The 26890-nt window shown below is 70.9% G+C and carries 20 protein-coding genes; 11 read left to right on the top strand and 9 right to left on the bottom strand.

Annotated elements, in window-relative coordinates:
* Nucleotides 1-289: 289 nt before the first annotated feature.
* The gene (locus ABZT93_RS15885; RefSeq protein ID WP_356104409.1) at nt 290-2071 is read right to left on the bottom strand and encodes an ABC transporter ATP-binding protein; all 1782 of its coding nucleotides are present in this window, start codon (nt 2069-2071) and stop codon (nt 290-292) included.
* A complete protein-coding gene (locus ABZT93_RS15880; protein ID WP_356104405.1) occupies nt 2068-3942 on the bottom strand; it encodes an ABC transporter ATP-binding protein in 1875 nt (624 codons plus the stop codon). The genes ABZT93_RS15885 and ABZT93_RS15880 overlap by 4 nt, the downstream gene beginning before the upstream one ends.
* Nucleotides 3943-4134: 192 nt before the next feature.
* Here ABZT93_RS15880 and ABZT93_RS15875 point away from each other — a divergent pair, with 192 nt between their 5' ends.
* From ABZT93_RS15875 to ABZT93_RS15865, 3 genes are all read left to right on the top strand, one after another.
* Entirely contained in the window at nt 4135-4860 is a 726-nt protein-coding gene (locus ABZT93_RS15875; protein ID WP_356104402.1) for a hypothetical protein, read from the top strand.
* 56 nt (nt 4861-4916) lie between these two features.
* Nucleotides 4917-6536 (top strand): peptide-N4-asparagine amidase, encoded by a 1620-nt coding sequence (locus ABZT93_RS15870; protein ID WP_356104399.1) that lies wholly within the window; start codon nt 4917-4919, stop codon nt 6534-6536.
* Between the two features lie 169 nt (nt 6537-6705).
* Entirely contained in the window at nt 6706-8064 is a 1359-nt protein-coding gene (locus ABZT93_RS15865) for a cation:dicarboxylase symporter family transporter (protein ID WP_356104396.1), read from the top strand.
* A 148-nt stretch (nt 8065-8212) separates the two neighbouring features.
* Here the strand turns inward: ABZT93_RS15865 and ABZT93_RS15860 are convergent, their stop codons facing one another.
* Nucleotides 8213-8650: a MarR family transcriptional regulator gene (locus ABZT93_RS15860; RefSeq protein ID WP_356104394.1), complete on the bottom strand. Its 438-nt coding sequence runs from the start codon at nt 8648-8650 to the stop codon at nt 8213-8215.
* A 94-nt stretch (nt 8651-8744) separates the two neighbouring features.
* On the opposite strand from ABZT93_RS15860, the gene ABZT93_RS15855 reads away from it, so the two are divergent.
* On the top strand, nt 8745-10580 hold the full coding sequence (locus tag ABZT93_RS15855) for an ABC transporter ATP-binding protein (RefSeq protein WP_356104391.1): 1836 nt from the start codon (nt 8745-8747) through the stop codon (nt 10578-10580).
* A gap of 62 nt (nt 10581-10642) precedes the next feature.
* Nucleotides 10643-11491 carry an endolytic transglycosylase MltG gene (gene mltG / locus ABZT93_RS15850; protein WP_356104388.1) on the top strand — a complete coding sequence of 283 codons (849 nt, stop codon included), beginning with the start codon at nt 10643-10645 and terminating at the stop codon, nt 11489-11491.
* Between the two features lie 13 nt (nt 11492-11504).
* Here the strand turns inward: mltG and ABZT93_RS15845 are convergent, their stop codons facing one another.
* The 5 genes from ABZT93_RS15845 to ABZT93_RS15825 form a co-directional block, all read right to left on the bottom strand.
* A complete protein-coding gene (locus ABZT93_RS15845; protein ID WP_356104386.1) occupies nt 11505-12581 on the bottom strand; it encodes an NAD(P)-binding domain-containing protein in 1077 nt (358 codons plus the stop codon).
* Between the two features lie 55 nt (nt 12582-12636).
* A complete protein-coding gene (locus tag ABZT93_RS15840; protein ID WP_356104384.1) occupies nt 12637-13659 on the bottom strand; it encodes an ABC transporter substrate-binding protein in 1023 nt (340 codons plus the stop codon).
* Between the two features lie 41 nt (nt 13660-13700).
* On the bottom strand, nt 13701-14480 hold the full coding sequence (locus ABZT93_RS15835; RefSeq protein ID WP_356104381.1) for an ABC transporter ATP-binding protein: 780 nt from the start codon (nt 14478-14480) through the stop codon (nt 13701-13703).
* Nucleotides 14453-15358 (bottom strand): ABC transporter permease, encoded by a 906-nt coding sequence (locus tag ABZT93_RS15830; protein WP_356104377.1) that lies wholly within the window; start codon nt 15356-15358, stop codon nt 14453-14455. Before ABZT93_RS15830 ends, ABZT93_RS15835 begins: the two co-directional genes overlap by 28 nt.
* A 123-nt stretch (nt 15359-15481) precedes the next feature.
* Nucleotides 15482-15565 carry a putative leader peptide gene (locus tag ABZT93_RS15825; RefSeq protein ID WP_349817350.1) on the bottom strand — a complete coding sequence of 28 codons (84 nt, stop codon included), beginning with the start codon at nt 15563-15565 and terminating at the stop codon, nt 15482-15484.
* Between the two features lie 132 nt (nt 15566-15697).
* Here ABZT93_RS15825 and ABZT93_RS15820 point away from each other — a divergent pair, with 132 nt between their 5' ends.
* The 6 genes from ABZT93_RS15820 (at nt 15698) to ABZT93_RS15795 (ending at nt 24319) form a co-directional block, all read left to right on the top strand.
* Nucleotides 15698-16126 carry a secondary thiamine-phosphate synthase enzyme YjbQ gene (locus ABZT93_RS15820; RefSeq protein ID WP_356104374.1) on the top strand — a complete coding sequence of 143 codons (429 nt, stop codon included), beginning with the start codon at nt 15698-15700 and terminating at the stop codon, nt 16124-16126.
* A 217-nt stretch (nt 16127-16343) separates the two neighbouring features.
* A complete protein-coding gene (locus ABZT93_RS15815) occupies nt 16344-17312 on the top strand; it encodes a cyclase family protein (RefSeq protein ID WP_356104371.1) in 969 nt (322 codons plus the stop codon).
* Between the two features lie 130 nt (nt 17313-17442).
* On the top strand, nt 17443-20316 hold the full coding sequence (locus tag ABZT93_RS15810) for a SpoIIE family protein phosphatase (protein WP_356104368.1): 2874 nt from the start codon (nt 17443-17445) through the stop codon (nt 20314-20316).
* 135 nt (nt 20317-20451) lie between these two features.
* Complete coding sequence (locus tag ABZT93_RS15805) at nt 20452-21999, top strand: sugar ABC transporter ATP-binding protein (RefSeq protein WP_356104816.1); 1548 nt, start codon at nt 20452-20454, stop codon at nt 21997-21999.
* Nucleotides 21996-23102, top strand: coding sequence for an ABC transporter permease (locus ABZT93_RS15800; RefSeq protein WP_356104365.1), 1107 nt, complete (start codon nt 21996-21998; stop codon nt 23100-23102). The genes ABZT93_RS15805 and ABZT93_RS15800 overlap by 4 nt, the downstream gene beginning before the upstream one ends.
* Before the next feature lie 56 nt (nt 23103-23158).
* A complete protein-coding gene (locus ABZT93_RS15795; RefSeq protein ID WP_356104363.1) occupies nt 23159-24319 on the top strand; it encodes a substrate-binding domain-containing protein in 1161 nt (386 codons plus the stop codon).
* 19 nt (nt 24320-24338) lie between these two features.
* On the opposite strand, the gene ABZT93_RS15790 is transcribed toward ABZT93_RS15795, so the two are convergent.
* On the bottom strand, nt 24339-26837 hold the full coding sequence (locus ABZT93_RS15790) for a SpoIIE family protein phosphatase (RefSeq protein WP_356104360.1): 2499 nt from the start codon (nt 26835-26837) through the stop codon (nt 24339-24341).
* Nucleotides 26838-26890: the final 53 nt, after the last annotated feature.

Raw genomic sequence — 26890 nt, 5'->3', positions numbered from 1 at the left:
GGGCCGGGGTGGGGGGTGCGTGGTTGATGGGCGGGGCGGGGTGTGGGCTGTGCGGGTCTCGGTGGGTGGGGCGTGCCGTGCGGGTGTCCGAGGGGACGAGCGGCGTTGTGCGGGTGTCCGGAAGGGCTGGGATGTGGGAGGGAGCGGCCGTCGCCCGGCCTCCCACACAGCATCTCCGGACCCGGGCATCCGCGAACCCGAGTCCGGCACCTGACGCCCGGCCTCCCGCCGCCCCCGACCCCCTCACCCGCCCCCGACCCCTCACCCGTGCCAACTCACCCGTGCCCCGTCACCCGTGCCAAGACCTCCACAACGCCGCATACGCCCCGTCCGCCGCGACCAGCTCGTCATGGCTGCCCAGTTCGCTGATGCGGCCGTTCTCCACGACGGCGATGACATCCGCGTCGTGGGCGGTGTGCAGGCGGTGGGCGATGGCGACCACGGTGCGGCCGTCGAGGACGCGGGCCAGGGAGCGTTCCAGGTGACGCGCCGCCCGGGGATCCAGCAGCGACGTCGCCTCGTCCAGGACCAGCGTGTGCGGGTCGGCCAGCACCAGCCGGGCCAGTGCGACCTGCTGGGCCTGGGCCGGAGTGACGGTCAGCCCGCCGGAGCCGACCTCGGTGTCGAGGCCGTCGTCCAGCGCCCGCGCCCATCCGTCCGCGTCGACCGCGCCGAGGGCCGCCCAGAGCTCGGCGTCCGTGGCGTCCGTCCGGGCGAGCAGGAGGTTGTCGCGCAGGGAGCCCACGAAGACGTGGTGTTCCTGGTTGACGAGGGCCACATGCTCACGGACCCGTTCGGCGGACATCCGGGACAGTTCGGCCCCGCCGAGGGTGATCCGGCCGTCCCGGGGCGCGTAGATGCCGGCGAGCAACCTGCCCAGGGTGGACTTGCCGGCGCCCGAGGGGCCGACCAGCGCCAGCCTGGTGCCGGGCGCGACCTCCAGGGACACCTTGCGCAGGACGTCCACGCCTTCCAGATAGCCGAAGTGCACCCGGTCGGCGTGGACGTCCCGCCCCTTTGGAGCGAGCCCGGCATCCCCGCCGGCCGGCTCGATGTCCCGGACCCCGACCAGCCGGGCCAGCGACACCTGCGCCACCTGCAGCTCGTCGTACCAGCGCAGGATCAGCCCGACCGGGTCGACCAGCATCTGCGCGATCAGCGCGCCCGTCGTCAGCTGGCCGACCCCGATCCAGCCCTGGAGGACGAACACCCCGCCGACCATCAGCACCGACGAGAGGATCATCACGTGACTGACGTTGATGCACGGGAAGAGCACCGATCGCAGCCACAGGGTGTAGCGCTCCCAGGCGGTCCACTCCTTGATCCGCCGCTCCGACAGCTCGATGCGACGCGCGCTCAGCCGGTGCGCCTCGACGGTGCGGCCGGCGTCCACGGTCTCCGCGAGCGCGGCGGCCACGGCGGCGTATCCGGCGGCCTCCGAGCGATAGGCCGAGGGCGCCCGCTTGAAGTACCAGCGGCAGCCGATGACGAGTACGGGCAGGGCGAGCAGTACGGCGGCGGCCAGGGGCGGCGCGGTGATCACGAGCCCGCCGAGGAGCAGGGCCGCCCACACCACACCGATCGCCAACTGTGGCACGGCCTCGCGCATCGCGTTGCCGAGCCGGTCGATGTCCGTCGTGATCCGGGACAGCAGGTCACCGGTTCCGGCCCGCTCAAGGATGCCCGGCGGCAGGCCGACCGCCCGGACGAGGAAGTCCTCGCGCAGGTCGGCCAGCATGCGCTCGCCGAGCATCGAACCACGCAGCCGCACCTGTCGGACGAACACCGCCTGGACGACCAGCGCGATGACGAACAGTGCGGCGGTCAGCTCCAGATGGAGTTCCCGGGCCCCGTCCGACACCCGCTCGACGAGGTCGCCGAGGAGCCACGGGCCGACCATGGAGGCCACCACCGCGACGGTGTTGACGCCGACGAGGAGGCCGAAGGCGCGGCGGTGCCGGTGGAACAGTTCGGCCACGTAGGCCCGTACGGTCGCGGTGGCTCCGACGGGCAGGGTGTTCGCGGTGGTCGGTGCCGCCGGGTCGTAGGCCGGTGGCGCCACGCCGATCATGCGCTCTCCTCGATCTCTTCCAGTTCGTGCAGTACGTCTTGCCGCTCGTGCAGTACGTGTTGCTGCTCGCGCCGTACGTCTTGCTCGTTCAGCGCGTCCTGCTCGTGCTGTACGTCGTGCGACGCGGTCTCTTCGTCCGTCTCGCGGGTGACGATCGCCCGGTACCGCGGCTCCTTGTGCACCAGTTCGCGGTGCACGCCGACCGCCGCGACCTCGCCCTCGTGCACGAGCACCACGCGGTCGGCGTGGTCCAGGAGCAGCGGCGAGGAGGTGAACACCACGGTCGTGCGCCCGGCCCGCAGGGCCCGCACACCTTCCGCGATCCGTGCCTCGGTGTGCGAGTCGACGGCGGAGGTCGGCTCGTCCAGGACGAGCACCTCCGGGTCGGTGAACAGCGACCGAGCCAGGGCGAGCCGCTGGCGCTGGCCGCCCGACAGGGACCGCCCGCGTTCGGTGATGCGCGCGTCCAGAGGGTCCGCGGCGTCCAACGACCCCTGGACCAGGGCGGCCAGCACATCCGCGCACTGCGCGGCCGCGAGCGCCTCCTCGGCGCCGACGTCACCCGAGGCGGGCACGTCGAGCAGTTCGCGCAGGGTCCCGGAGAGCAGGACCGGGTCCTTGTCCTGGACCAGCACCGCCGTGCGCGCCGAGCCAAGCGGCAGCTCGTCCAGCGGCACCCCGCCGAGCAGCACCGATGTGCTCTCTTGCGAAGGGTGCCCGCCGAGGCGTTCGGCCAGCAGCCCCGCCGCGTCCGGGTCGCCGCACACCACCGCGGTGAGCCGGCCGGAGGGGGCGAGCAGACCGGTGGCCGGGTCGTACAGATCCCCGCTCGGCGAGCTGTCCCCGGCCCTGTCCGGCGATCCTTCGGCGGACGTGGCCCGCTCCAGCGACAGCACCCGGGCGGCCCGGGTGGCCGAGGGCCGGGAGAAGGAGTACGCCATGGCGATCTCCTCGAAGTGCCGCAGCGGATAGGTGAGGATCATGACCGAGCTGTAGACGGTGACCAGTTCGCCGATCTCGACGCGGCCCTGCCGGGCCAGATGGACGCCGTACCAGACGATCGCGATCAGCAGCAGCCCCGGCAGCAGCACCTGGATCGCGGCGATCAGGGACCACATGCGGGCACTGCGCACGGCCGCGTGGCGGACCTCCTGGGAGGCCTTGCGATAGCGGTCGAGGAAGAGCTCCTCGCCGCCGATGCCGCGCAGCACCCGCAGACCGGCGACCGTGTCGGAGGCCAGCTCGGTGGCCCGGCCCGCCTTCTCGCGCTGGAAGTCGGCGCGTCTGGTCGCGCGGGGCAGCAGCGGCAGTGCCGCGAGAGCCAGGAAGGGCAGGCCCACGGCGACGACTCCGCCGAGTGCCGGCTGGTAGACGACCAGTCCGGCGCAGACCACGACGATGGTGACGGCGGCCGCGGTGAACCGTGACCAGGCCTCCACGAACCAGCCGATCTTCTCGACGTCACCGGTGGAGACGGCCACGACCTCGCCGGCCGCGACCCGCCGGGTCAGCGCCGAGCCAAGGTTGGCGGCCTTGTGGGCCAGCAACTGCTGGACGCGCGCGGCGGCCGTGATCCAGTTGGTGACGGCGGTGCGGTGCAGGAAGGTGTCGCCGAGCGCGCTGCCGAGGCAGCACAGCGCCAGCAGGCCGCCCGCGAGGGCGAGTCGGCGGCCGGAGTGGTCCACGACCGCCTGGATGGCCACGCCGACGCAGAAGGGAAGCGCGGAGACGGAGAGGAAGTGCAGGAGCCCCCAGGCCAGGGATTTGAGCTGTCCGCCCAGCTGGTTCCTGAAGAGCCACCACAGGAACCGGGGGCCCGAGCGTGCGTCCGGCACTCCCGGGTCGGGATACGGAAGGTCTTGGATCTGCATGACGTGTGATGTCCCAGTGGCTTGTGGTGGCTCGTGTCAGGGGGATGGGAGGAAGCCGCACACTGCGGCTGCAAACCGTGAAAGGTTCGCGGCAGAGCGTGGTCGGAGGCAACAGGTTTTCCGCCGCGCCGTACGGATCCGGCTGCGTCCGCGGAATCGGCCTTCCCCGGACCGGGGTGGGAGCATGGAGCGATGCGAGTCGGAGGCGTGCGGTGTGCCGTGGTGACGGCGACGGTCCTGGCGGCGCTGCTGATCCCCCTGGGAGGGTGCAGCGGTGGCGGCCCGGAACCCAGCGGCGGCGAGCACCCCGAGGCCGCGGACAAGCCCGGCCCCGCCCCCACCCGCGTCCCCGGCGTCGGCGACCGTCTCCAGCGCCGCATCCCCGTCGCCTCCCGCCAGGTCGTCGCGGTCTACGGCGACGGCAAGGACTCCCCGGACGCCACCGTCGTGCTCTACACCAAGCGCGGATCCGGATGGCACCGGGTCCGCGGCTGGCCCGCGCACAACGGCAGGAAGGGCTGGACCACCGACCATCACGAGGGCGACAGGCGCAGCCCCGTCGGCGTGTTCACGCTCAGCGACGCCGGGGGCGTGCTGCCGGCCCCCGGGGCCCGGCTGCCATACACGCGGTCCGCTGCCATCGCGGCCCCGCGCTGGTGGCCGAAGTCCTACTGGCACGACTTCGACCACGTCATCGCCATCGACTACAACCGGGTCGAGGGCACCCCGCCGAACAACCAGACGCGGCCCGGGGGTTATGCCAAGGGCGGCGGCATCTGGCTGCACCTGGACCACGGCGGCGGCACGTCGGCCTGTGTCAGCGTGTCCCGGTCGGCGATGCGGTATCTGCTGCGCACGCTCGATCCGGATCGGCATCCCGTGGTGGTGATGGGGGACAGGGCGGACCTGGACGACTGAGGCCGATGAGGGAGGCGTCATTGCGGGAGACGCCCGACTCGCCGTAGAACACGGCCATGAAGAGACGGATCGTCATGTCCATGCTCGCAGGAGCGACCCTTCTGGCGAGCACCCTGCTCGGAGCGGCACCCGCCCAGTCGGCGGACGCCGGATCCCCCGACGCCCGACAGGCCGACGCCCCCGCGGAGTTCGGCACCGACTGGCACGACCCCATCACCGCGGCCCCGCCCGTCGCCAGGCCTTCGGGCAGGTCCTGCCGAGTCACGGTCGCCGAAGCGCAGTTCCGCGACTTCACGCCGTACACCGGCACCTACACACCGCCCGAGGGCTGCGGCGACCGCTGGAGCAAGGTCGTGCTGCGCATGGACGGCAAGGTCAAGGGGCGGCAGTTCGACCGGCTCGGGTATCTGCACATCGGCGGGGTCGAGATCTTCCGTACCTCCACACCCGAGCCCTCGCCCGACGGCATCGAGTGGTCCGTCGAGAAGGACGTCACGCGCTACAGCGACACGTTCCGCGCCCGCCACGACATCGAGATGCTCATCGGAAACGTGGTCGACGACACGTACACCGGGATCATCGACGTCAAGGTCACGCTCACCTTCTACCCGGGGCGCGAGGCCTCGGCGCCGGACCGCGTGCTGACGCTCGACGGGGGCACCCTCACCACCCCGCGCAACAGCGAACGCATCGTCGCCGAGGTGTACGCCACCGGCTCGGGCGGCGGCTGCGAGGAGTACTGGTACCTGGCGGTCCCGTCGAACGCCCCGTACTCCTGCCAGGCCGACGGCGGCCCCTACCGCGAGGTGCAGATCAACGTGGACGGTCGGCTCGCGGGCATCGCCGCCCCGTTCCCGACCGTGTGGACCGGTGGCTGGTCAAATCCCTTCCTCTGGTACGTCGTCCCAGGCCCCCGCGCCTTCGACATCAAGCCGATCGAATACGACCTGACCCCCTTCGCCGGCATCCTCAACGACGGGCGGCCGCACCGCGTGGAGGTCTCGGTCGTCGGCGTCCCCCAGGGGCAGCCGGGCTGGAGCACCCCCGTGAACGTCCTCGTCTGGCAGGACGCCGAACGCGCCCACGTCACCGGGAAGCTCACCGCACTCACAAGCGGCGACCTCGCCGACACCTCGACGTACACACCCGGTTCGGAACACCGGGTGGACACCGAGGGTGACCACCGGCTCACCGTCGCCGGATACGTCGACACCTCGCACGGCCGCGTCACGACCACCGTCCGCCGCTCGCTGGCCAACACCTCCACCCACCGCTGGGCCGACGGTGAGAACCCAGACGCGCTCAAGGCGACCTGGGCCGACGACGAGTCGGTCACCGTCGACGGCCGCGGCCCGGCCCGGACCACCCGTACCCACCGCACGTACACGATGGACGGCACGACCACGATCGGCACGGGCGACCGGCTGCGCACCGTACTGACCCTCGGTGATCACGCTGACGTCACCATGACGCGAGCGGGCCACCGCTCGGGGTGGTACCGGCTCGACGACACCTACGCGGGCGACGCCACGTACACGATCAACGTCCCGCGCGACCAGCGGCACGCGATCGGTACGACGAGTGAGCGCTATCGGATCCGCGGTTCGGCCGGCTGCTACGACCGCTTCCTCGCCACCGTCCAGGGGGTGCTGACCGAGCAACGCAGCGGCTGCTGAGGAGAGTTGTGTGCGACGCGTCACAGGTGGGGTGATTTACGCGGCTGAAACGCGACGGTTTCGCGCGTGATCAACGGGCCCTCCAGAGTAGGCATCACGGAAGCCGCTTTCCGTATCGCAGAAGTCTCCCCCAGGCTGCTGCGCGTCCCCCGTCGCTCAAGGAGTGCCCGTGCCGCCGTCCGTCCCGTCCCTGCCGCGACGTGTCGCACGCATACTGCGTACCTCTCTCTTCGCACAGGTGGCCTGCGCGCTCGTGCTCGGTGTCCTCGTCGGAAAGCTGTGGCCGGGCTTCGCCTCGGACCTCCAGCCGCTCGGCGACGGCTTCACCCGGCTCATCAAGACGATCATCTCGCCGCTCGTGTTCTGCGTGGTCGTCGTCGGCATCGCCAAGGCCGGTGACCTGAGGGCCTTCGGCCGGATCGGGCTCAAGGCGCTGATCTGGTTCGAGGTCGCGAGCACCCTCGCGCTGATCATCGGCCTGCTCGCCGCCAACATCGTCCAGCCCGGCTCGGGTATGCATGTCGACCCGGCCACGCTCGACACCGCGGCCGTCGACGCCAAGACCGGCGGCGGGCACCTGCCCTCGACGACCGAGTTCATCGTGAACGCGCTGCCCACCAGTTTCATCGGCGCCTTCGCCGAGAACTCCCTGCTCCAGGTGCTCATCCTGGCCTGTCTGGTGGGCGCAGCATTGCTGCACCTCGGTCACACCAGGGTCCCGCAGGTGCTGCCCGCCATCGAGCAGGCCCAGGAGATCATCTTCGCGGTCGTCGGTTTCGTGATGCGTCTCGCGCCGATCGCGGTCTTCGGCGCGATGGCCGTCCTGATCGGCCAGTACGGCCTCGGCGTCATCGAGACCTACGCCAAGCTGATCGTCCTGTGCTACGCGGCAGCCGCGCTCTTCATCGTGCTGCTCGCCGTCGCGCTCAAGGCGGTCACCGGGCTCAGCCTCTGGAAGTTCCTGCGCTACATCCGCGAGGAGATGCTGCTCGCACTCGGCACCGCGTCCACCGAGTCCGTCATGCCGCGCGTGATGCAGAAGCTGCGCAAGGCCGGCGCCCGCGACGACGCGGTCGGCCTGGTGCTGCCGACCGGTTACTCCTTCAACCTGGACGGCGCCTCGCTCTACCTCTCCATCGGCACGCTGTTCATCGCCCAGGCGGTCGGCGTCGACCTCAGCCTGGGCCAGCAGATCACCGTGGTCCTGGTGCTGATGCTGACCAGCAAGGGTATGGCGGGCATCCCCGGCTCGGCCTTCCTCGCCCTGTCCGCGACCGCCTCCTCGCTCGGCGCGATCCCCGCCGGTGCCGTCGCCCTGCTCCTCGGCGTGGACCGCATCATGGACTCGATGCGCGTCGTGACGAACCTGCTCGGCAACTGCGTCGCGGTCTTCGCGGTCTCCCGCTGGGAGGGGGCGCTGGACATCGACAGGGCCAAGCAGGTGCTGGGCGGCGAGGTCGTGCCCGAGGCGGACGAGGAGCCTGTACCGGCTCCGACCGCCAAAGAACCGGTGGCCGAGGTCGGCTGAAACCGATCCATGAGCTGAAACCGATCCATGAGCTGACACCGGTCCATGAGCTGAAACCGGTCCATGAGCTGACACCGACTCCTGAGCTGGCACCGGTCCCCGAACGGGGTGTGGCCACCACTTCGCCCAAGTGGTGGCCACACCCCGTTCAGCACGGTCCGTCCGCCAATGTGTCCAGCAACTGGCTCAGCACCTCGCGCTGTTCGCCCGACAAGGGGGCGAGGGTCTCCTCCGCGGCGGCCCTGCGCACGTCCCGCAGCTCCTGGAGCGTCTTCACGCCGTCCTCGGTGAGCTCGATGCGGATCGCCCGCCGGTTGGCCGGATCGGGCACGCGCCGGACCTTGCCGCCCGCCTCCAGGCCGTCGACCAGGCTCGTCACCGCACGCGGCACCACCTCCAGCCGCTCCGCGAGATCGGCCATGCGGGGCGGCGTCTCCCAGTGGGCGAGGGTGCGCAGCAGCCGGGACTGGGCCGGAGTCACGCCGAGACCGCGCTCATGGAGCTGGCGCTTCTGGATGCGGTGCACCCGGCGCGTGAGCCTGAGCAACTGCTCGGCGAGCAGGCTGTCGGAATCTGGCGTGGTCATGCGGGAACAATATCAGGACCTGGTTCATTGTGAGCATAGGTAACAATGAGCTAGGCTCCGCTGGTCCGCATCACCTCACCCTCCGTAGGAGACCATGCCCCGCGATCACATCGACTGGACCCCCGCACCCGGCACCTCGACGGACCAACCGCGTCAGGTGCGCCGTATCCTCCGGCTCTTCAAGCCGTACCGCGCCAGGCTCGCCGTCGTCGGCCTGCTGGTCGGCGCCTCCTCCCTCGTCACGGTGGCCACCCCGTTCCTGCTGAAGGAAACGCTGGACGTGGCCATCCCCGAGGGCCGCACCGGACTGCTCAGCCTGCTCGCGCTGGGCATGATCCTCAGTGCCGTCCTCACCGGCATCTTCGGCGTCCTGCAGACCCTCATCTCCACGACGGTCGGCCAGCGCGTCATGCACGACCTGCGCACCGCCGTCTACGGCCGCCTGCAGCGCATGTCGCTCGCCTTCTTCACCCGCACCCGCACCGGCGAGGTGCAGTCCCGCATCGCCAACGACATCGGCGGCATGCAGGCCACCGTCACCTCGACGGCCACCTCCCTGGTCTCCAACCTGACCAGCGTCATCGCCACGATCGTCGCGATGATCGCCCTCGACTGGCGCCTGACGGTGGTCTCGCTGCTGCTGCTCCCGGTGTTCGTGTGGATCAGCCGCAGGGTCGGCAACGAACGCAAGAAGATCACCACCCAGCGCCAGAAGCAGATGGCCGCGATGGCCGCGACCGTCACCGAGTCGCTCTCCGTCAGCGGCATCCTGCTCGGCCGCACCATGGGCCGCTCCGACTCGCTGACCCGGTCCTTCGCCGACGAGTCCGAGGGCCTGGTCGACCTCGAAGTCAGGTCGAACATGGCAGGCCGCTGGCGCATGGCCGTCATCGGGATCGTCATGTCCGCGATGCCCGCCGTCATCTACTGGACCGCGGGTCTCGCCCTGCGGACCGGCGGCCCGGACATCTCGATCGGCACCATCGTTGCCTTCGTCTCGCTCCAGCAGGGCCTGTTCCGCCCGGCCGTGAGCCTCCTGTCGACCGGCGTCCAGATCCAGACCTCCCTGGCGCTCTTCCAGCGCATCTTCGAGTACCTCGACCTGCCCATCGACATCACCGAGCGGGAGAACCCGGTCCACCTCGACCGCGTCAAGGGCGAGGTCCGCCTGGAGAACGTGGAGTTCCGGTACGACAGCGACGACGAGCGGGGCCCCATCCTCGACGGCGTCGACATCGACGTCCCCGCGGGCAGCAGCCTCGCGGTCGTCGGCCCGACCGGCGCCGGCAAGTCCACGCTCGGCTATCTGGTCCCGCGGCTCTACGACGTGACGGGCGGCCGGGTCACCCTCGACGGGGTCGATGTCCGCGACCTGGACTTCGACACCCTCGCGCGGGGTATCGGGGTCGTCTCGCAGGAGACGTACCTCTTCCATGCCTCGGTCGCCGACAACCTGCGCTTCGCCAAGCCGGACGCGACCGACGAGGAGATCGAGCAGGCGGCCCGGGCCGCCCAGATCCACGACCACATCGCCTCGCTGCCGGACGGGTACGAGACGGTCGTGGGCGAGCGCGGCCACCGGTTCTCCGGTGGGGAGAAGCAGCGCCTGGCCATCGCGCGGACCATTCTGCGAGACCCTCCCGTCCTCATCCTGGACGAGGCGACCAGCGCGCTGGACACCCGGACCGAGCACGCCGTGCAGGAGGCCATCGACGCGCTCTCAGCCAATCGCACCACCCTCACCATCGCGCACCGCCTGTCCACCATCCGGAACGCCGACCAGATCGTGGTCCTCGACTCCGGGCGAGTGGCCGAGCGCGGTACGCACGAGGAGCTGCTGGAGCAGGAGGGGCGGTACGCGGAGCTCGTACGCCGGGACGCCCGACTGGACCCCGCGCACGGGGACGCGCAACTGGAACCGACCAGCTGAACCGAAACCGACAAGCCGAAGATATGCCTGGTTTGTGACGATATGCGGGTTACCGTGCCCGCATGCACAGGAACACTCCGCCACGGAGCACGATTCGACTGACGCGCCGGGGCCGACTCGTCCTCATCGCGACCGGGGCCGTCGTGGCCGGCACCGCCGTGGCGGTGCCGCTGCTCAGCCTGCGGGGCGGGGGGCAGAGGGAGTCGACCACCCTGGTGATCCCGGAGGGCCGGCGGGCCGGGCAGATCTACGACGCAGTCGACAAGGCCCTCGCCCGGCCTCCGGGCACCACCAAGAAGTCCCTGGCCAAGGCGCACCTGAAGCTGCCCGACGAAGCGGAGGGCAACCCGGAGGGTTATCTCTTCCCGGCGACGTACCCACTGGAGCGGCACGGGAAGAAGACGACGCCCGAGGCGCTGCTCTCGTTCATGGTCGACACCGCGAACAAGAAGTTCAACGGCGCCCCGATCGCGGCCGGCGCCCAGCGCAACGCGATGAACGTCTACCAGGCCGTCACCATCGCGAGCATCGTCCAGGCCGAGGCGGCGACCGAGGCCGACATGGGGAAGGTGGCCCGGGTCATCTTCAACCGCCTGGAGCGCGGGATGCCGTTGCAGATGGACTCCACCATCAACTACGGGCTGAACCGCTCCACCCTGAGGACGACCAGCGCCGACACCCGCATCGACAGCCCTTACAACTCGTACCAGCGCATGGGTCTGCCACCGACCCCGATCGACAACCCGGGCGAGGAGGCGATGCGCGCGGCGATCAACCCGACCCCGGGGGACTGGCTGTACTTCGTGACGGTGAAGCCCGGGGACACCCGCTTCACCAACAGCTTCGAGGAACACCGGCGCAACGTGGCCGAGTTCAACAAGAACCAGCGGGACTCGGCCAAGTCGGGGTGACGTCGACCGAGCCTCAGGCAGCGGCGGCTTCCGCGGTCAGGAGCCGCCTGATGTCCCGTACGGCCGCACGGCCCGCCCGGTTGGCGCCGATGGTGCTCGCCGACGGGCCGTAACCGACGAGATGGATCCGCTCGTCGGCGACCGCGCGCGTGCCGTCGACCCGGATCCCGCCACCCGGCTCGCGCAGCTTCAGCGGGGCCAGATGGTCGATGGCGGCCCGGAAGCCGGTCGCCCACAGAATCACGTCGGCGTCCACGTGCCGTCCGTCGTTCCATGCCACGCCCTCGGGCGTGATCCGGTCGAACATGGGCTGCCGGTCCAGGACCCCGTCCGTGATCGCCTGCCGGACAGCGTCGTTCAGCGGCAGTCCGGTCACCGACACCACGCTCTTCGGCGGCAGTCCCTGCCGTACCCGCTCCTCGACGAGCGCCACGGCCTCCCGGCCGAAGTCCTCGGTGAAGGGGCCCTCCCGGAACACGGGTTCGCGCCTGGTCACCCAGGTGGTGGCGGCCGCGTACGGGGCGAGTTCCATGAGGTGCTGGGTGCCGGACGCGCCCCCGCCCACCACGACCACCCGCAGCCCGGCGAACGCCTCGGGCCCGGGATACTGCGCGGTGTGCAACTGCCGCCCCCGGAAGGTCTCCTGGCCGGGATAGCGCGGCCAGAACGGCCGGTCCCAGGTGCCGGTCGCGTTGATGAGCGCCCGCGTCGACCAGTCCCCGTCGGAAGTCTCCACGAGCAGCCTCCCGGCGCCGCCCTCCCGCACCGCTCGGACGTCGACCGGGCGGTGTACGCGCAGGTCGAAGGCCCGCTCGTACGCCGTGAAGTACTCGGCGATCACCTGCGACGACGGCCGCTGAGGATCGGCGCCGGTGAGCTCCATCCCCGGCAGCGCGTGCATGCCGTGGACCTTGCCGTAGGTCAGCGACGGCCACCGGAACTGCCAGGCGCCCCCGGGAGCGGGGGAGTGGTCGAGGACCACGAAGTCGCGCTCCGGCTCGAAACCGGTGCGGCGCAGGTGGTAGGCGCTGGACAGACCTGCCTGACCAGCGCCTACGACGACTACCTCGACCTCGCGCGTGTTGTTCACATTTCTACCAACCCTGGCGAGGTCGTGGATCTTCCCGTGCCGGCAGCTTCCCGCGTCAGCCCTCGGAGGGGCGGACCGCGGAGGTCGACGCCGGCAGATCGCCGTTGAACCGCGTGTCCACGAAGTCCCCGAAGTCCACCTTCCTCGGGATCAGCTTCAGCGAGGTGAACGTGTCGGCGATCTCCTGCTCGGAGGCGATGAGCTGCTGGTCCACGGCGACCGCGACCCGGGTGGTGTACGTCCGCTTCACCGCGGCCAGCGCCACGTCCTCGGGCAGCCCCGTCTCCTTGGCCCAGACCTTCGCCCACTCCGGCTCATGGGAGTAGACCCACTTGTAGGCGCGTCGCAGCCGCTCCAGGTAGTCCCTGATCGCGGCGGCCTTCTTCCCGTCCTTCAGTGCACTCGGTGCCGCCACCTGGAAGGTCAGGCCATTGGTGACGCCGTCGCCGGTGGTCAGCACACGGCCCTGCTTCGCCTGCAGGATCTGTGAGGTGTACGGGTCCCAGACCGCCCAGGCGTCGACCTTGCCGGAGGTGAACGCGGCGAGGGCGTCGGCCGGCTGGAGATACTTGACCTTCACGTCGGACAGGCTGAGCCCGGCCTTCTTGAGGGACGCGACCAGCTGGTAGTTGGCGGACGACCCCTGCGCCACGGCGACGGACCGGCCCTTGAGCTGTGCGGGATCGGTCAGCTTGGAGCCGTTCGGTACGAGGATGGCGTCGCCCTTGGACGTGCCGTGCCAGGCGGCCACCACCGTGATCTTCGAGTCGGCGCCGGCCGCGAACACCGGCGGGGTGTTGCCGACCCCGCCGATGTCGACCGCCTTGGCGTTGACGGCCTCCAGGAGCGGCGGTCCGGAGGTGAAGGTCGACCACTTGATCTTGTAGTCGAGGTTGTCGAGCTCCCCGGCGGCGCGCAGGATCGCCTCCGAACCGCCCTTCTGGTCACCGACGTTGAGCGTGAGGGAGCCCTTGCCGTCGGTGTCGCTGCCGGTGCCGGCGGAGGCGTTTCCACCGCAGGCGGTGAGCAGGAGGGCGAGGGGGAGGAGCAGTGCGGCGGGGGCGAGGCGACGTCGCATGGCGATCCGTTCTGTGGTACTTGGCTTGTGGGTAGGGGAGTTCAGGCGGCTTCGGTGGCCGTGTCGACGCCCAGGCGCTCCAGGAGCTGCCCGCGGATCTCCGCGAACCGGGGGTCGGTGATGTCGCGCGGCCGGGCGAGGTCGATCTCCTGCTCGTGCGCGATGACACCGTCGTCCATCACGAGGACCCGGTCGGCGAGCAGTACGGCCTCCTCGACGTCGTGCGTCACCAGCAGCACGGCGCAGCCGCGGCGCTGCCACAGCTCGCCCACCAGGCGCTGGGCCTTGATCCGGGTGAGCGCGTCGAGCGCGCCGAACGGTTCGTCCAGCAGCAGGAGATCGGGTTCGCGCACCAACGCCCGCGCCAGCGAGGCACGTTGGGCCTCGCCGCCGGACAGGGTCTTGGGCCAGGCGTCCGCACGGTGGCTCAGGCCGACCTCCTCCAGGGCCCGGTCGGCGACGGCACGTGCCGGCTTTCCGGGCAGGCCGAGCAGGACGTTGCGCCACACCTTCTTCCAGGGCATCAGGCGGGGTGCCTGGAAGGCGACCGCCTTGCGGCGCGGGACCAGGACGGTGCCCTCGATGTCCCGGTCGAGTCCGGCCAGGATGCGCAGCAGGGTGGACTTGCCGCAGCCGCTGCGGCCCAGCAGGGCCACGAACTCGCCCGGCCGGACATCGAGTCGGAGGTTGTCGATGACGGCACGGCCGTCGAAGGAGCGGGTCAGGCCTTCGACGCGCACGGCCTGGGCCGGTCGGGGTGCCTCGGCTCCGGACACCTCGGTCACCTGGGGGCTCACCGGCCGGTGAACGTCGGTCGCCATTGCAGCAGCAGCCTTTCGAGGGAGCGGACGACGAAGTCGGCCAGCAGGCCGAGGAAGGCGTAGACGATCAGGCAGACCACGATGACGTCGGTGCGCAGGAAGTCCCGTGCCTGCACCATCAGGAAGCCGATACCGGAGTCCGCGTTGACCTGCTCGGCGAAGACGAGCGCGAGCCAGGCGATGCCGAGCGAGTAGCGCAGACCCGTCATGGCGCCGGGCAGCGCGCCCGGCAGGATGACATGACGCACGAGCCCCCACCGCGAGAGCCCGAGAGACTCGCCGGCCTCGATCAACTGCGCGTCCACGCCACGGATGCCCGCGTAGACGTTGAGATAGAGCGGAAAGGTCACGCCGAGCGTGATGATGGCGATCTTCGGGGCCTCGCCGATGCCGAACCAGATGATGAACAGCGGGATCAGACCGACGAACGGCACGGTCCGCAGCATCTGCACGGGTGCGTCCACGACGTCCTCGCCCACCCGGAACAGGCCCGAGACGAGGGCGAGTCCGGTGCCGACGAGGGTGCCGAGGAGCAGCCCGCCCGCGACCCGTTGGAGGGAGGTCGTCATCGCCGAGGTCAGCGAACCGTCGGCGATCAGATCACCCGCCACCTGGGCGATGCGGCCTGGGGAGGCGAGGACGTCGGGGGTCAACACACCAGTGCTGCTGAGGAGTTGCCACAACGCCAGCAGCAGGACCGGGCCCGTGGTGCGGCGCAGCCAGCGGGGGACGCGGGTGCGGCGGGAGGAGGTGGGGACGATGGGTTCGAGATCGAGGTCGAGGCCGGAAGCGGGGCGGGTGGTCTCGGCGACATCGTGGCGGGACTTTTCCGAGATGTCGGGTACGGGAGAGCCGGGCGGGGCATGGCTGATGCTCATGTTGCTCCACGGAGGGGGAGAGCGAACGGTGAGGGGCACGCCTCGACGCCACCGCACAGGACGGCACGGATCAGTGCACGCGCCGGTCAGTGGAGCGAGGGTGGGAAAAGGGAGAGAAGGACGTCAGCAGCCGCGGCGACACGCGGCGGAGGCCACCCGCAGCAGGTCGATGTGACCGCGCGTGGTGAGCAGAGCTGAACGCAACATGGGGCCGAAGCTAGCCAGTCGGCGTGTCCACGGTCAATGGCGTCTCGCGGACTGGACCCGCCGTATCGCGGGATGAGCCATGCAGGCCGGGTGAGGACGAGTGAATCCGGCGCGAGGGGTGAGGATGGGGGCATGTCAGACGCTTTCACCACCCGAGTCCTGAACGTCTCCTCCGGTTCGTCGGAGCGGATCGTCGACCTCACCGGCGACTGCGAGGCCTTTCTGAGCGAGGCCGCCGCAGGCCGCGACGGTCTCCTCAACGTCTTCGTACCGCACGCGACAGCGGGCGTCGCGATCATCGAGACGGGCGCCGGCAGTGACGACGACCTCCTGGCCGCCCTCCACACCCTGCTCCCCGCCGACGACCGCTGGCAGCACCGCCACGGCAGCCCCGGCCACGGCCGCGACCACGTCCTCCCGGCGATCGTGCCCCCGCACGCCACCCTGCCGGTGGTGAACGGGCAACTGGAACTGGGGACCTGGCAGTCGGTGTGCCTGGTGGACACGAACAGGGATAATCCGGAGCGGAAGGTACGTTTCTCGTTTCTTTCGGGCTCCTGACTGCAACCTCGGTCCCTGGGCGACTCATTTCCTCCGTGCCGGAGCCCACCTCGGTGAACGGGCCGTGTGAATGTGCGAAGCTGGTTTTCCGATCACGAGGACGGTGCTTCTCCGTGTCACGGCGTCAGCCGGGCGCACACCCGCTAAGCCCGATCCGTGTCGCGTCCGGTGACGTCCTGCCGTCGGAGCCGTTCCAGCCTGGGAGCGGTGAGTACAGATGAGTCCGAGTTCCGCCGATGCCGCGAATCCCCCGCCGACCGGCGTCGGCAATGGGCCCGCCGTCTCCCGTCGGGAGTTCGACGCACTCTTCGAGGCGGTTCGCACATGGGGTCGCTGGTCCCCGGCCGACCGCGGTACCTGGAACCGGGTCACCGCGGACCATGTACGGCGGGCCGCAGCGCGCGTGCGGACCGGGACGGTCGTCCCGCTGGCGCTGCCGTGGAACACCCGGCCCGGCCCCGGCAACCGCAAGCCCGCCCTGCACCACATGACCGACCTCGGTGACGTGGAGGCGCCGGAACCCTCCACCCACAAGGACTTCATCGCCGCCGACTACCACGGCAAGGGCATCACCCATCTCGACGCGCTGTGCCACATCGCCTATCGGGGTCAGCTCTACGACGGCCGCACGGCACACGAGGTCGTCGATGCCGCGGGCGCCCGCTTCGGCGCGGTGTCGACGCTCGGGTCCCTAGTCACGAGGGGAGTGCTCCTCGACCTGCCCGCCGTCCTCGGGATCCGCTGGTTGGAGCCGGGGCGAGCGGTGCGCGCCAAGGACATCGTCGTTGTGGAGAAGGCGCTCGATGTGACGATCGGCGAGGGCGACGCGGTACTGCTGCGCTCCGGACACGTCCGGCGCCGCGAGGAACTCGGCGCCTGGGACCTCGACACGGCCAGCGCGGGCTTTCATGTGGACGCCCTGCCGCTGCTTGCCGAGCGTGGCATCGCGCTGCTCGGGGGAGACGGCGACAGTGACGTACGGCCCTCACCCGTGGAGGGCGTGCACTCGCCGGTCCACGCCCTGGCTGTGGCCGCGATGGGGGTGCCGCTGCTGGACAACCTGGACCTGGAAGCGCTGTCCGCCGCGACCGCGACGGCGGAGCGCTACGACTTCATGCTCGTCGTCGCGCCGCTGAACGTCCCGGGCGGGACGGGCTCGCCCGTCAGCCCGGTCGCGGTCCTGTGACACCGATCCGGTCCGGTCACCGTGTGTGAGGGGCCTTGGGAACGGTGACTCGCGCCTCCAATGCCCGTATCCTCGTCCATATCAGACATTTCGGAAGGGTTGACTGTCGAAGGCGCGAGTGAGGCGGAGCGTGGTTCGGGCCGGCGAAGATCCGATACCGACGGGGCGTGCGCCAGGCGGCACGGGGCCCGCCAGTTTCCGTGAGCGGTTCCTGCAGGGTGAGCCGGTCGAGACGGGTGTGCGCACGTCGATCCTGGATTCCTGGCGGCGCTGCCGGACCCTGGGGCTGTCGCCGGACCAGTCCGACCTTCCCTTCCGGGAGGACTTCGAACCGGACGGGCGGATCGTCCGCGCGGCCGTTCCGGTGCTCGACCGGCTGCAGGCCAAGTTCGCCGGCAGCGCCATGAACATCTCCGTCGCCGATGCGAGCGGGACGGTTCTCCTGCGCCGTTTCGGAGAAGCGTCGCTGGCCAGACTTCTCCCGGCCATCCAGAGTGTCCCCGGGTTCGTGTTCGCCGAGAATGTCGCAGGCACCAACGGCATCGGTCTCGCCCTGGCCGAGCGCCAACCCATCCGGGTCTACGGTGCCGAGCACTTCGCCGAGCGCTCCCAGGGCAGTGCCTGCCGCGCGCTTCCCGTCCGCGACCCGCTCAGCGGCCGCATCGAGGGCGTCCTGTGCTTCGGCTATCCGCGCAGCGCCGAGGACCCGGCGCTGGACACCGTGATACGCAAGGCGGCCGAGACCATCGAGCGGCGGCTGCTGGGGCAGAGTTCCTCGCGTGAGCGCGCTCTGCTGCGGGCGTACCTGGACAGCGGAGCCGAGGCCGCCGCAGGTTTTCGGCACCGCACAGGGGTGCCGGAACTGGCCGTGGAGATGAGCCCCCGCGACCGGGCGATCCTCATGGAGAAGGCCGCCGAGCTGATCGCCTGCGCGCAGCGGGCCTGTGTCGACGTGCCCCTGTCCGACGGCCGTCGGGTCACGCTCGTGAGCCGGCCGATGACGAGTGCCTCCGGAGTGGAGGGCTTCGCCATCGAGGCCGTTGTCCCCGGTCCCTCACCGCGCGAGCCCCTCGCCTCCCCACATCCGGTCCACGAGCCGCTGGGCCTCCCTGCCGAGCTTGCCGTCGCCACCCCCCTCACGTTGTCCGGGGCCGTTCCCGACGTGGCGGCCGGGCGGCTCCACGTCACACCGCCGTCGGAATATCTTCCCGGCACGGAGCAGGGCCTCGCCGTGGGCGTCGAGCGCGTCACGGCCGGCGACGGCACGACGGACGAGCACTCCGACTCCCCGCCCCCGGCGAGAGGGCTCATGATGGTGGGGGAGCCGCACGTGGGGACCTACGCCCTGGCCGCGCGCCGCCGCCTGGAATTGTTGTCCGAGGCCGGCGTCCGCATAGGCACCACCCTGGATGTGCGCAGAACCGCCCGGGAGCTCGCCGAGTCGGCCGTGCCGCAACTGGCCGACTTCGTCACCATCGATCTGCCGGAAGCCGTGCTCCGCGGCGAGGAGGCCGCCGATCCCCGCAGTGACCTACGCCGTACGGTGGTCCACGGCATCCATGACGACTGTCCCTTCCACCCGGTCGGCAAGCAGGTCGACTACGGTCCGTCAATGCCGCAGTCGCGGTGTCTGACGAGCGGCCAGGCAGTGCTTGAACCGGACCTGAAGACTGCCGCGGGCTGGTTCGCGCAGGAGCCTGAGCACTCCGCACAGCTGCTGAGCCACGTCCACTCTCTCATCGCGGCGCCCCTGGTGGCCCGCGGCGCAGTCCTGGGCGTGGCCGGCTTCTACCGCGCGCAGGACTCGCCGGCGTTCGGGGACGACGACCGGTCGCTGGCCCAGGAACTGGCCGCCCGTGCCGCACTGTCCATCGACAACGCCCGGCGCTACACGCGCGAACGTGCCATGGTCCTGGCCCTGCAGCGCAGCCTGCTCCCGCACGGAGTGCCGGACCAGGACGCCGTCGAGGTCGCCCATCGCTACCTTCCCGCAGAATCCGACGTGGGAGGTGACTGGTACGACGTCATACCCCTGTCCGGCAGCCGCATCGGGCTCTTCGTCGGCGACGTCGTCGGCCACGGCATGCTCTCCGCCGCCACCATGGGGCGGCTGCGCACGGCCGCCCGCAGTTTCGCCGAACTCGACTTCCCCCCGGACGAGGTCCTCACCCACCTCGACAAACTCGTGGGACGCCTGGACCGGGAGGACCCCGGTGCCGTGGACGCGGGCATCATCGGCGCGACCTGTCTCTACGCCATCTACGACCCGACCACACAGCGGTGCACCATGGCCCGCGCCGCCCATCCCCCGCCCGCTCTGGTCCGCCCCGACGGCACCGTGTGGTTCCCCGACCTGCCCGCCGGACCCCCGCTCGGCCTCGGCGGTCTGCCGTTCGAATCCGCCGAGCTCGACCTCCCTGAGAACAGCCAGCTGGTCCTCTACACCGACGGGCTCATCGAGGACCGTCACCGCGACGTCGACGTGGTCCTCGATCAGCTGCGCGCCACCCTGGCCCGAGCGGACGGCACGCCCGACGAGACCTGCGAGGCGATACTCGACTCCGTAGCCCCCGCCCATCCCTGCGACGACATTGCCCTGCTCGTCGCCCGGACCCACGCCCTGGACCCCCAGCGGATAGCCACCTGGGACCTGCCCGCGGATCCGGCCCTGGTCAGCGAGGTCCGCGCCTCCGCCACCCGGCAGCTGGCCGACTGGGGACTCGACGAGGCCGCGTTCGCCGCCGAACTGGTGCTCAGCGAGCTGGTCACGAACGCCATCCGGCACGGCGCAGGGCCCATCCGGGTACGGCTGCTCCACGACCGCACCCTGATCTGCGAGGTCTCCGACACCAGCAACACCGCCCCGCATCTGCGCCGAGCGGCCGGCACCGACGAGGGCGGCCGCGGCCTGTTCCTCGTCGCGCAGCTGACGCAGAGCTGGGGCACGCGCTACACCCAGCAGGGCAAGGTCATCTGGGCCGAATGCGGGATCGAGGCGGCCTGAGGCGCCGACCCAGGCGATGCACTGCTCCGTCAGGGTCACAGACAGTGGCAGGATGCCGGAAATGCGCTATATGTACGGCTAATATCACTGATGCACATCGGGAAGAGCCCGCCAGGTCCAACCCCGGAGATGTCCGTGCACGAGGCCCACGACACCTCTGCGTACGCGGTCCCGCCCTTCGGGGCGGAACCTCTGGTCCGTGTCCGCGGACTTGCCAAGCGCTTCGGGGGAACCCTCGCGCTCGCCGGGGTCGACCTCGACATCCACGCCGGCAGCGTCCTCGCCCTCCTCGGTCCCAACGGAGCCGGGAAGTCCACGCTCATCAAGGTGCTCGCCGGCGTCCACCACGCCGACTCGGGGCAGGTCACCGTGGCCGGGCACCCGCTCGGGAGTCACGCCGCTTCCCGGCACATGTCCTTCATCCATCAGGATCTCGGCCTGGTGGAGTGGATGACGGTGGCCGAGAACATCGCTCTGAGCACCGGCTATCCGCGCCGCGCCGGACTGATCTCCTGGCGGCTCACCCGAGAACACTGCGCCGAGGCCCTGCGGGTCGTCGCCGGCCATCTCGACCCCGACACGCCGATCTCCCGCCTCGCCCCGGCCGAGCGTTCGCTCGTCGCCGTCGCACGAGCCCTGGCGGCACGGGCGGAACTCATCGTCCTCGACGAGCCGACCGCCCGCCTGCCCGCCGCGGACTGCACCCGGCTGTTCCGGGTGCTGCACACCCTGCGCGACCGGGGGCACGGCATCCTCTACGTCAGCCATCGCCTGGACGAGGTGTACGAGGTCGCCGACACCTTCGCCGTGCTGCGCGACGGACGCCTGGTCAGCCACGGCTCGCCGGCGACCCACACTCCTGCCACCCTGGTGCGCGCCATCACCGGCGAGGGGCCGACCGATCACCGCCCCGCCACCACCCCGGCTGGCGGCCCGGCCGTCCTGACCCTGGACGGGGTGCGCACCCCCGACGCGGGACCGGTCAGTCTGGAGCTCAGGCGGGGGGAAGTCCTCGGCCTGGTCGGCCTCACGGGCGCCGGACACATCGGCCTCGCCCGAGCCCTCGCGGGCGCCCGTCCCCTCCTCGGTGGACGGACTCTTCTCGGCGGTCGCCCGTACCGTCCCCGTACGGTCGCGGACGCCGTCGGACGGGGTGTCGCCCTCGTACCCGGTGACAGACAGCGGGAGGGCTGCCTCGCCGAGCTGACCGTACGGGAGAACCTCCTGGCCAACCCCCGGGCGGGAGGCAAGTCGGCGCTGTGCTGGATCAGCCCCCGCCGCGAACGCGCCGAGGCCGACACCTTGATCGAACGGTTCTCGGTGCGTCCCCGCGACAGCGAGGCCGACATCGCCACCCTGTCCGGGGGGAACCAGCAGAAGGTCATGATCGGCCGGTGGCTGCGGCCGGCCCTGCGCCTGCTGATCCTCGAGGAACCGACGGCGAGCGTGGACGTCGGTGCCAAAGCCGCGATCCACCGCCTGCTCGACGAGGCGCTCGCCGCCGGCCTGGCGGTCCTCCTCATCTCCAGCGACTTCGAGGAGGTCGCGGGCGTGTGCCGACGCGCCCTGGTCTTCGTCCGCGGATCCGTGACGGCCGAGCTGACCGGCCCGGCTCTCACGGTCACCGAGCTCACGCGGGCGGCTTCGGCCCTGCCCTCCTCCGGAACCTCGGCGAATCCGTGACCGGCTCCCCCTCTCCGGCTGGGCCCCCGGCACGGCCGCGTCGCTCGGGCCCACCGAGGCGACTCGCCCGACTGCGCGGCCGGAGCGGGCAACTCATCGGCGCCTACGGCCTCCTGACCCTCACCGCCCTGCTTTTCCTGATCTTCTCCCTCACCCTGCCGCGTACCTTTCCCACCCGGGACACCGTCGACTCGATCCTGTCCAACCAGTCGATCCCGGCCGTCCTCGCACTCGCCGCGATGGTCCCCATCGTGACCGGCGCGTTCGACCTCTCCATCGGCTACGGTCTCGGCCTGGCGCACGTCATGGTGATGCAGCTCGTCGTGGTCGACGGGTGGCCCTGGCCGCTCGCCTGCCTCACGGTGATCGCCGGAGGGGGTGTCGTGGGCGTCCTCAACGGTGTCGTCGTCGAATTCGGACGGATCGACTCGTTCATCGCCACGCTCGGAACCGGCAGCATGATGTACGCGGTGACCGGATGGGTCACCGGCGGCGGCCGGATCGTCCCCGGCCCGCAAGGCCTCCCGGCCGCCTTCACCGACATCTACGACTCGACCTTCCTCGGCCTGCCGATTCCCGCCTTTTACGTCCTCGCGCTCGCGGTCGCCCTGTGGGTGGTTCTGGAGCGGCTGCCCCTCGGCAGGTACCTGTACGTCGTCGGGTCGAACCCGCGCGCCGCCGACCTGGTCGGCATCCCGACCCGCAAGTACACCGTCTACGCATTCGCCGCGTCGGGACTGATCGTCGGCTTCGACGGAGTGCTGCTCGCGGCCCAGCAGCAGATCGGCAATCCCAGCGTCGGCCTCGACTACCTGCTGCCCGCGTTCGTCGGGGCCCTCCTCGGCTCCACCGCCATCAAACCCGGCCGCCCCAACGCCCTGGGCACCCTCGTCGCCGTCGCCGTCCTCGCCGTCGGCCTCACCGGCATCGCCCAGATGGGCGGCGATTTCTGGACGGTCCCGTTGTTCTACGGCGGCACCCTGCTCCTCGCCGTCGGACTGGCCGGCTACTCCGCTCGCCGCCGACTGCGCACCGGCGCGGCCGGCGCCCGCGATTCGCCCGCCGTGACACAGGACGACACCACGTCGGGCAGCCCTCCATGACCCACGCCGTGGGCACCGCCAGAGTGCCCGGGCGGCATCCTCCGCAAGGAGCTTCCGTGCACCGCAACCGCAACGCCCCCACCGTCCGCAACGCGCGGTCCACTGCCACCGCCCTGGTGGTCGTGGTCTTCGTGCTGGCCGGCTGTGAGCGCGGCTCGTCGAGCGGCCCGGCGCACTCCACCTCGGGTCCGAGCGGCTGCCCCGCGGCCCAGACCAGGGCCCAGGCCGCCGTCAGCCGGGCGGAGCGGACCGACATCCCCTGGAACGGACCGACCGGCGGTCCCGCCGCGGTGGCCGGCAAGACCATCGTCTACGTCGCCCAGACCATGACCAACCCCGGAGTCGCGGGCGCCGCGGACAGCGTGCGCGAAGCCGCGCGCGTCATCGGCTGGCACGCCCGGGTGATCGACGGTGGCGGCACCCCCGCCGGCATCCAGGCGGCGATGAGCGAGGCCGTGGACGTCAGACCCTCGGGCATCGTCATCGGGGGCTTCGACCCGAGCTCGACCTCACAGCAGGTGGCGCGTGCGAACGCGGCAGGCATCCCGCTCATCGGCTGGCACGCGGTCGCTTCCCCCGGCCCCAGCCGGCGCTCCAGGCTCTTCACCAACGTCACCACCAAAGTCGAGGACGTGGCCAGAGCCAGTGCGCAGTGGGTCATCTCGAGCTCCGACGGCACAGCCGGGGCCGTGGTCTTCACCGATGCCTCGATCCCCTTCGCCAAGTACAAGTCCGACCTGATCAGGAAGGAGCTGGCCACCTGCGCGGGGGTGAAGCTGCTGGCGTACGAGAACATCCCTATCCCGGATGCCGGCAGCCGCACGCCCCGGGAGATCTCCTCACTGCTCTCCCGCTTCCAGGGGAGATGGACCCACTCCGTCGCCATCAACGACCTGTACTTCGCCGATGCCGCCCCGGCGTTCCGCGCGGCCGGCAAGCAGGGTTCCGGCCCGCCCTTCAACATCGGCGCCGGCGACGGCGACCCCTCCGCCTTCCAGCGCATCAACAGCAAGCAGTACCAGGCGGCCACCGTGCCGGAGCCGCTGTCCCTGCAGGGCTGGCAGATCGTCGACGAGTTCAACCGCGCCTTCTCCCGCCGGCCGGCAAGCGGGTATGTGGCCCCCGTCCACATCAGCACGGCCGACAACAGCCGCGGGGCCACGACCTGGGATCCGGCGGGATACCGGGAGGCGTACCGGAAGATCTGGGGCACGTGACAGTGGCGGCAGGGACTGGTCAACGTGGCGGGGCGTACTCGGTGAGCAGGAGCGCGATGTCATCCGCCCGGTCGGGGGAGGCGTGGCAGACGTCCCGCAGCAGCCCGTCGGCCAGATCGTCCAGGCGGCCCCCGCCAAGCCGGGCCAGCGCCCCCCGGAGCCGCTCGATGTCGGAGCCGATGTCCGAGTCGCGCCTCTCGATCAACCCGTCCGTATAGAGGGCCAGGACCGACCCGGGAGCGAGACGCAGCTCCGTCTCCGGAAAACGTGCCGTCGCGTCGATGCCGAGCAGTGGGCCGCCGGGCACATCCAGGATCTCGGTGTGCCCGTCGGGCAGGCGCAGCAGAGGCGGGAGATGGCCCGCGCGGACGATGCGCACGATCCCCGAGCGGGGATGGAATTGGGCGTAGCAGCAACTGGCGAGGAGCACCGGGTCGAGGTCCATGTGGAGCCGGTTGGTGCCGGCGGCGACATCGCTCGGTCGGTGGCCGGCGGCGACGAATGCCCGCATGGCGCTGCGCAGTTGGCCCATGGCGGCCGCGGCGGGGACGTTGTGCCCCTCGACGTCCCCGACGATCAGTGCGACTTCGTCGCCCGTGGGGATGACGTCGTACCAGTCGCCGCCGATGTCCATCCCCCTGGTGCCCGGAAGATAACGCCCGGTGACGTGCAGCCCCGGCACCGTGGGCAGCCGGTGCGGCAGCAGTGCGTCCTGCAGGCCGCGGGCGAGGGCGAATTCGGCGTCGTAGAGTCTGGCGCGTTCCAGCGCCTGGCCGATCAGGCCGCCCAGCGCGGTGAGGACTCCGCGCTCTTCGTCGGGGAACCGGTGGATGTCGTCGAAGCCGAGGATGCAGGCGCCGACCGGGTGGTTCGAGGCGATCAGCGGAAGGAACGCCCAGGAGTTGGTGTGCCCCACCATGAGCCCGGGGTAGCTCTCGTGGAGCTGCTCCCGGGACTCGATGAACAGCGGGACGCCGGAGGTCAGCGCGTCCGTCACGGGCAGCCGGGCGTGCAGCGGGGTGCCTTCGAACCGGGCGAGAAAGCGTTTCGAGTAGCCGCGCTGAGCGAGCAGGTGCAGGCGCTGTTCCTCCACCACGGCGATCACCAGCTTCTGGCCGCCGAAGGCCGGCAGCAACTGGTCGGCGACGGCATCGAACACCTCGACCGCGGTGGCCGCCTCGGTGAGGGCGCTGCCCAGCGTGAGCACCCGGTAGAGGGAACCCACGCGGGGGGCCGCGGGCACAGGCGCCGAGGAGATGGGCGGCCCCTCCTCGGTGACTGGTGCACCGGGTACGGTGCCGGCCGGTACGGGCTGCCGCACTCGTGAGGCCCATCCCGTCATGCCCTGGGCGCCCGGGTGGAGGGAGAAGACCAGCCACTCGTCCGGTGGGCGGCGGACCAGGAAGGAGACCGGTTGCTGGGAGACGGCGGCGGCCCGGTAGCGGTCCTCGTACACGGAATCGGCCAGCCAGGGCAGGATGTCCCAGGGGCGCCGGCCGAGCAGTTCGTCCTGGCGGACCCGCAGCAGATCCTCCAGGCTGTGGTTGGCGTAGGCGAGGCGTCCGTCGGGAGAGAGCGCGAAGAAACCGTCCGCGAGCCGCTCGATCGCCGCCACGGCGGCCATGCCGCTCCCGGTGTCCAGCACGGCGCCGACCAGGTGGCAAGAGGCCTCCGAGCCGTCGGGGCTCTCCGGTACCCGGCCCCACAGCTCGACGACGCGGTGTCCGCCACGGCCGTCCAGGATGCGTAGGCGGTGGGCCAGTAGGTGTCCCTCCTCGACCGCGGCGCGGGCGGCGGACCCAAAACCGGGCAGATCCGCCGGCTCGATGCAGGCCGCCAGTGTCGCCGCCCGACCGTCGAACGCGCGGGGCGCAATCCCGAAGATCGCGCACAGCTCGTCGTCGGCAGTGAGGGCTCCGGTGTCGAGGTTCCAGTCGAACAGGCCCACCCGGATCGCCGGAGCGGACGGCAGCGCGACCAGTACCGGAGGCGTCCGCTCGTCGTACTCACCGAGCGTGCCGCGGGCCCGCAGTCCGGCGAGGGCGGTGCCCAGCCGGTCGGCGGCGGAGCGCAACTGCCCGCGCTGCGCCCTCGACAGTCCTGTCCCGTCCGGCCTGGGCGTCCACACCACGGCGATGGCGCCGAAGGTCCGCTCGCCAGCCCGTACGGGGACCGATGCAGAGCCGAACGGGTAGGGCAGGGCGATCGAGAGCTGGGGGAAGCGGCGCATCGTCTCCTCCGCGCCGGCCAGGTGGACCATGCGCCCGGAGCGGCACGCCTCCGCCACCGGCATACGGCTGTTGACCGGGATCCGACGCCACCCGCTGAGCAGGGAGGGCGGTGTCCCGCAGGACGCGGCCACGACGAGCGAGCGATGGTCGCCGGAGAGCAGGAACACGCTTCCGGTATGTGCTCCCGTGACCTCCACGGCATGGACCACGGCCCTCACCAGCGCGTCTTCGAGCTCGGGCGCTTCGCCGACACCCGCGGCGCTGAGCGGGTATGAGCTCGATGCCATACCGTTGGCCGACACGCTGCCCTCGATCATCCATGGAGTGCTTTTCCCAGTTT

The sequence above is a fragment of the Streptomyces sp. NPDC005303 genome (assembly GCF_040607335.1).
In the GTDB taxonomy this organism is placed as follows: Bacteria; Actinomycetota; Actinomycetes; order Streptomycetales; family Streptomycetaceae; genus Streptomyces.
Note: the sequence above shows the minus strand (reverse complement) of the source record. Positions and strands in the feature narration are given on the sequence as shown.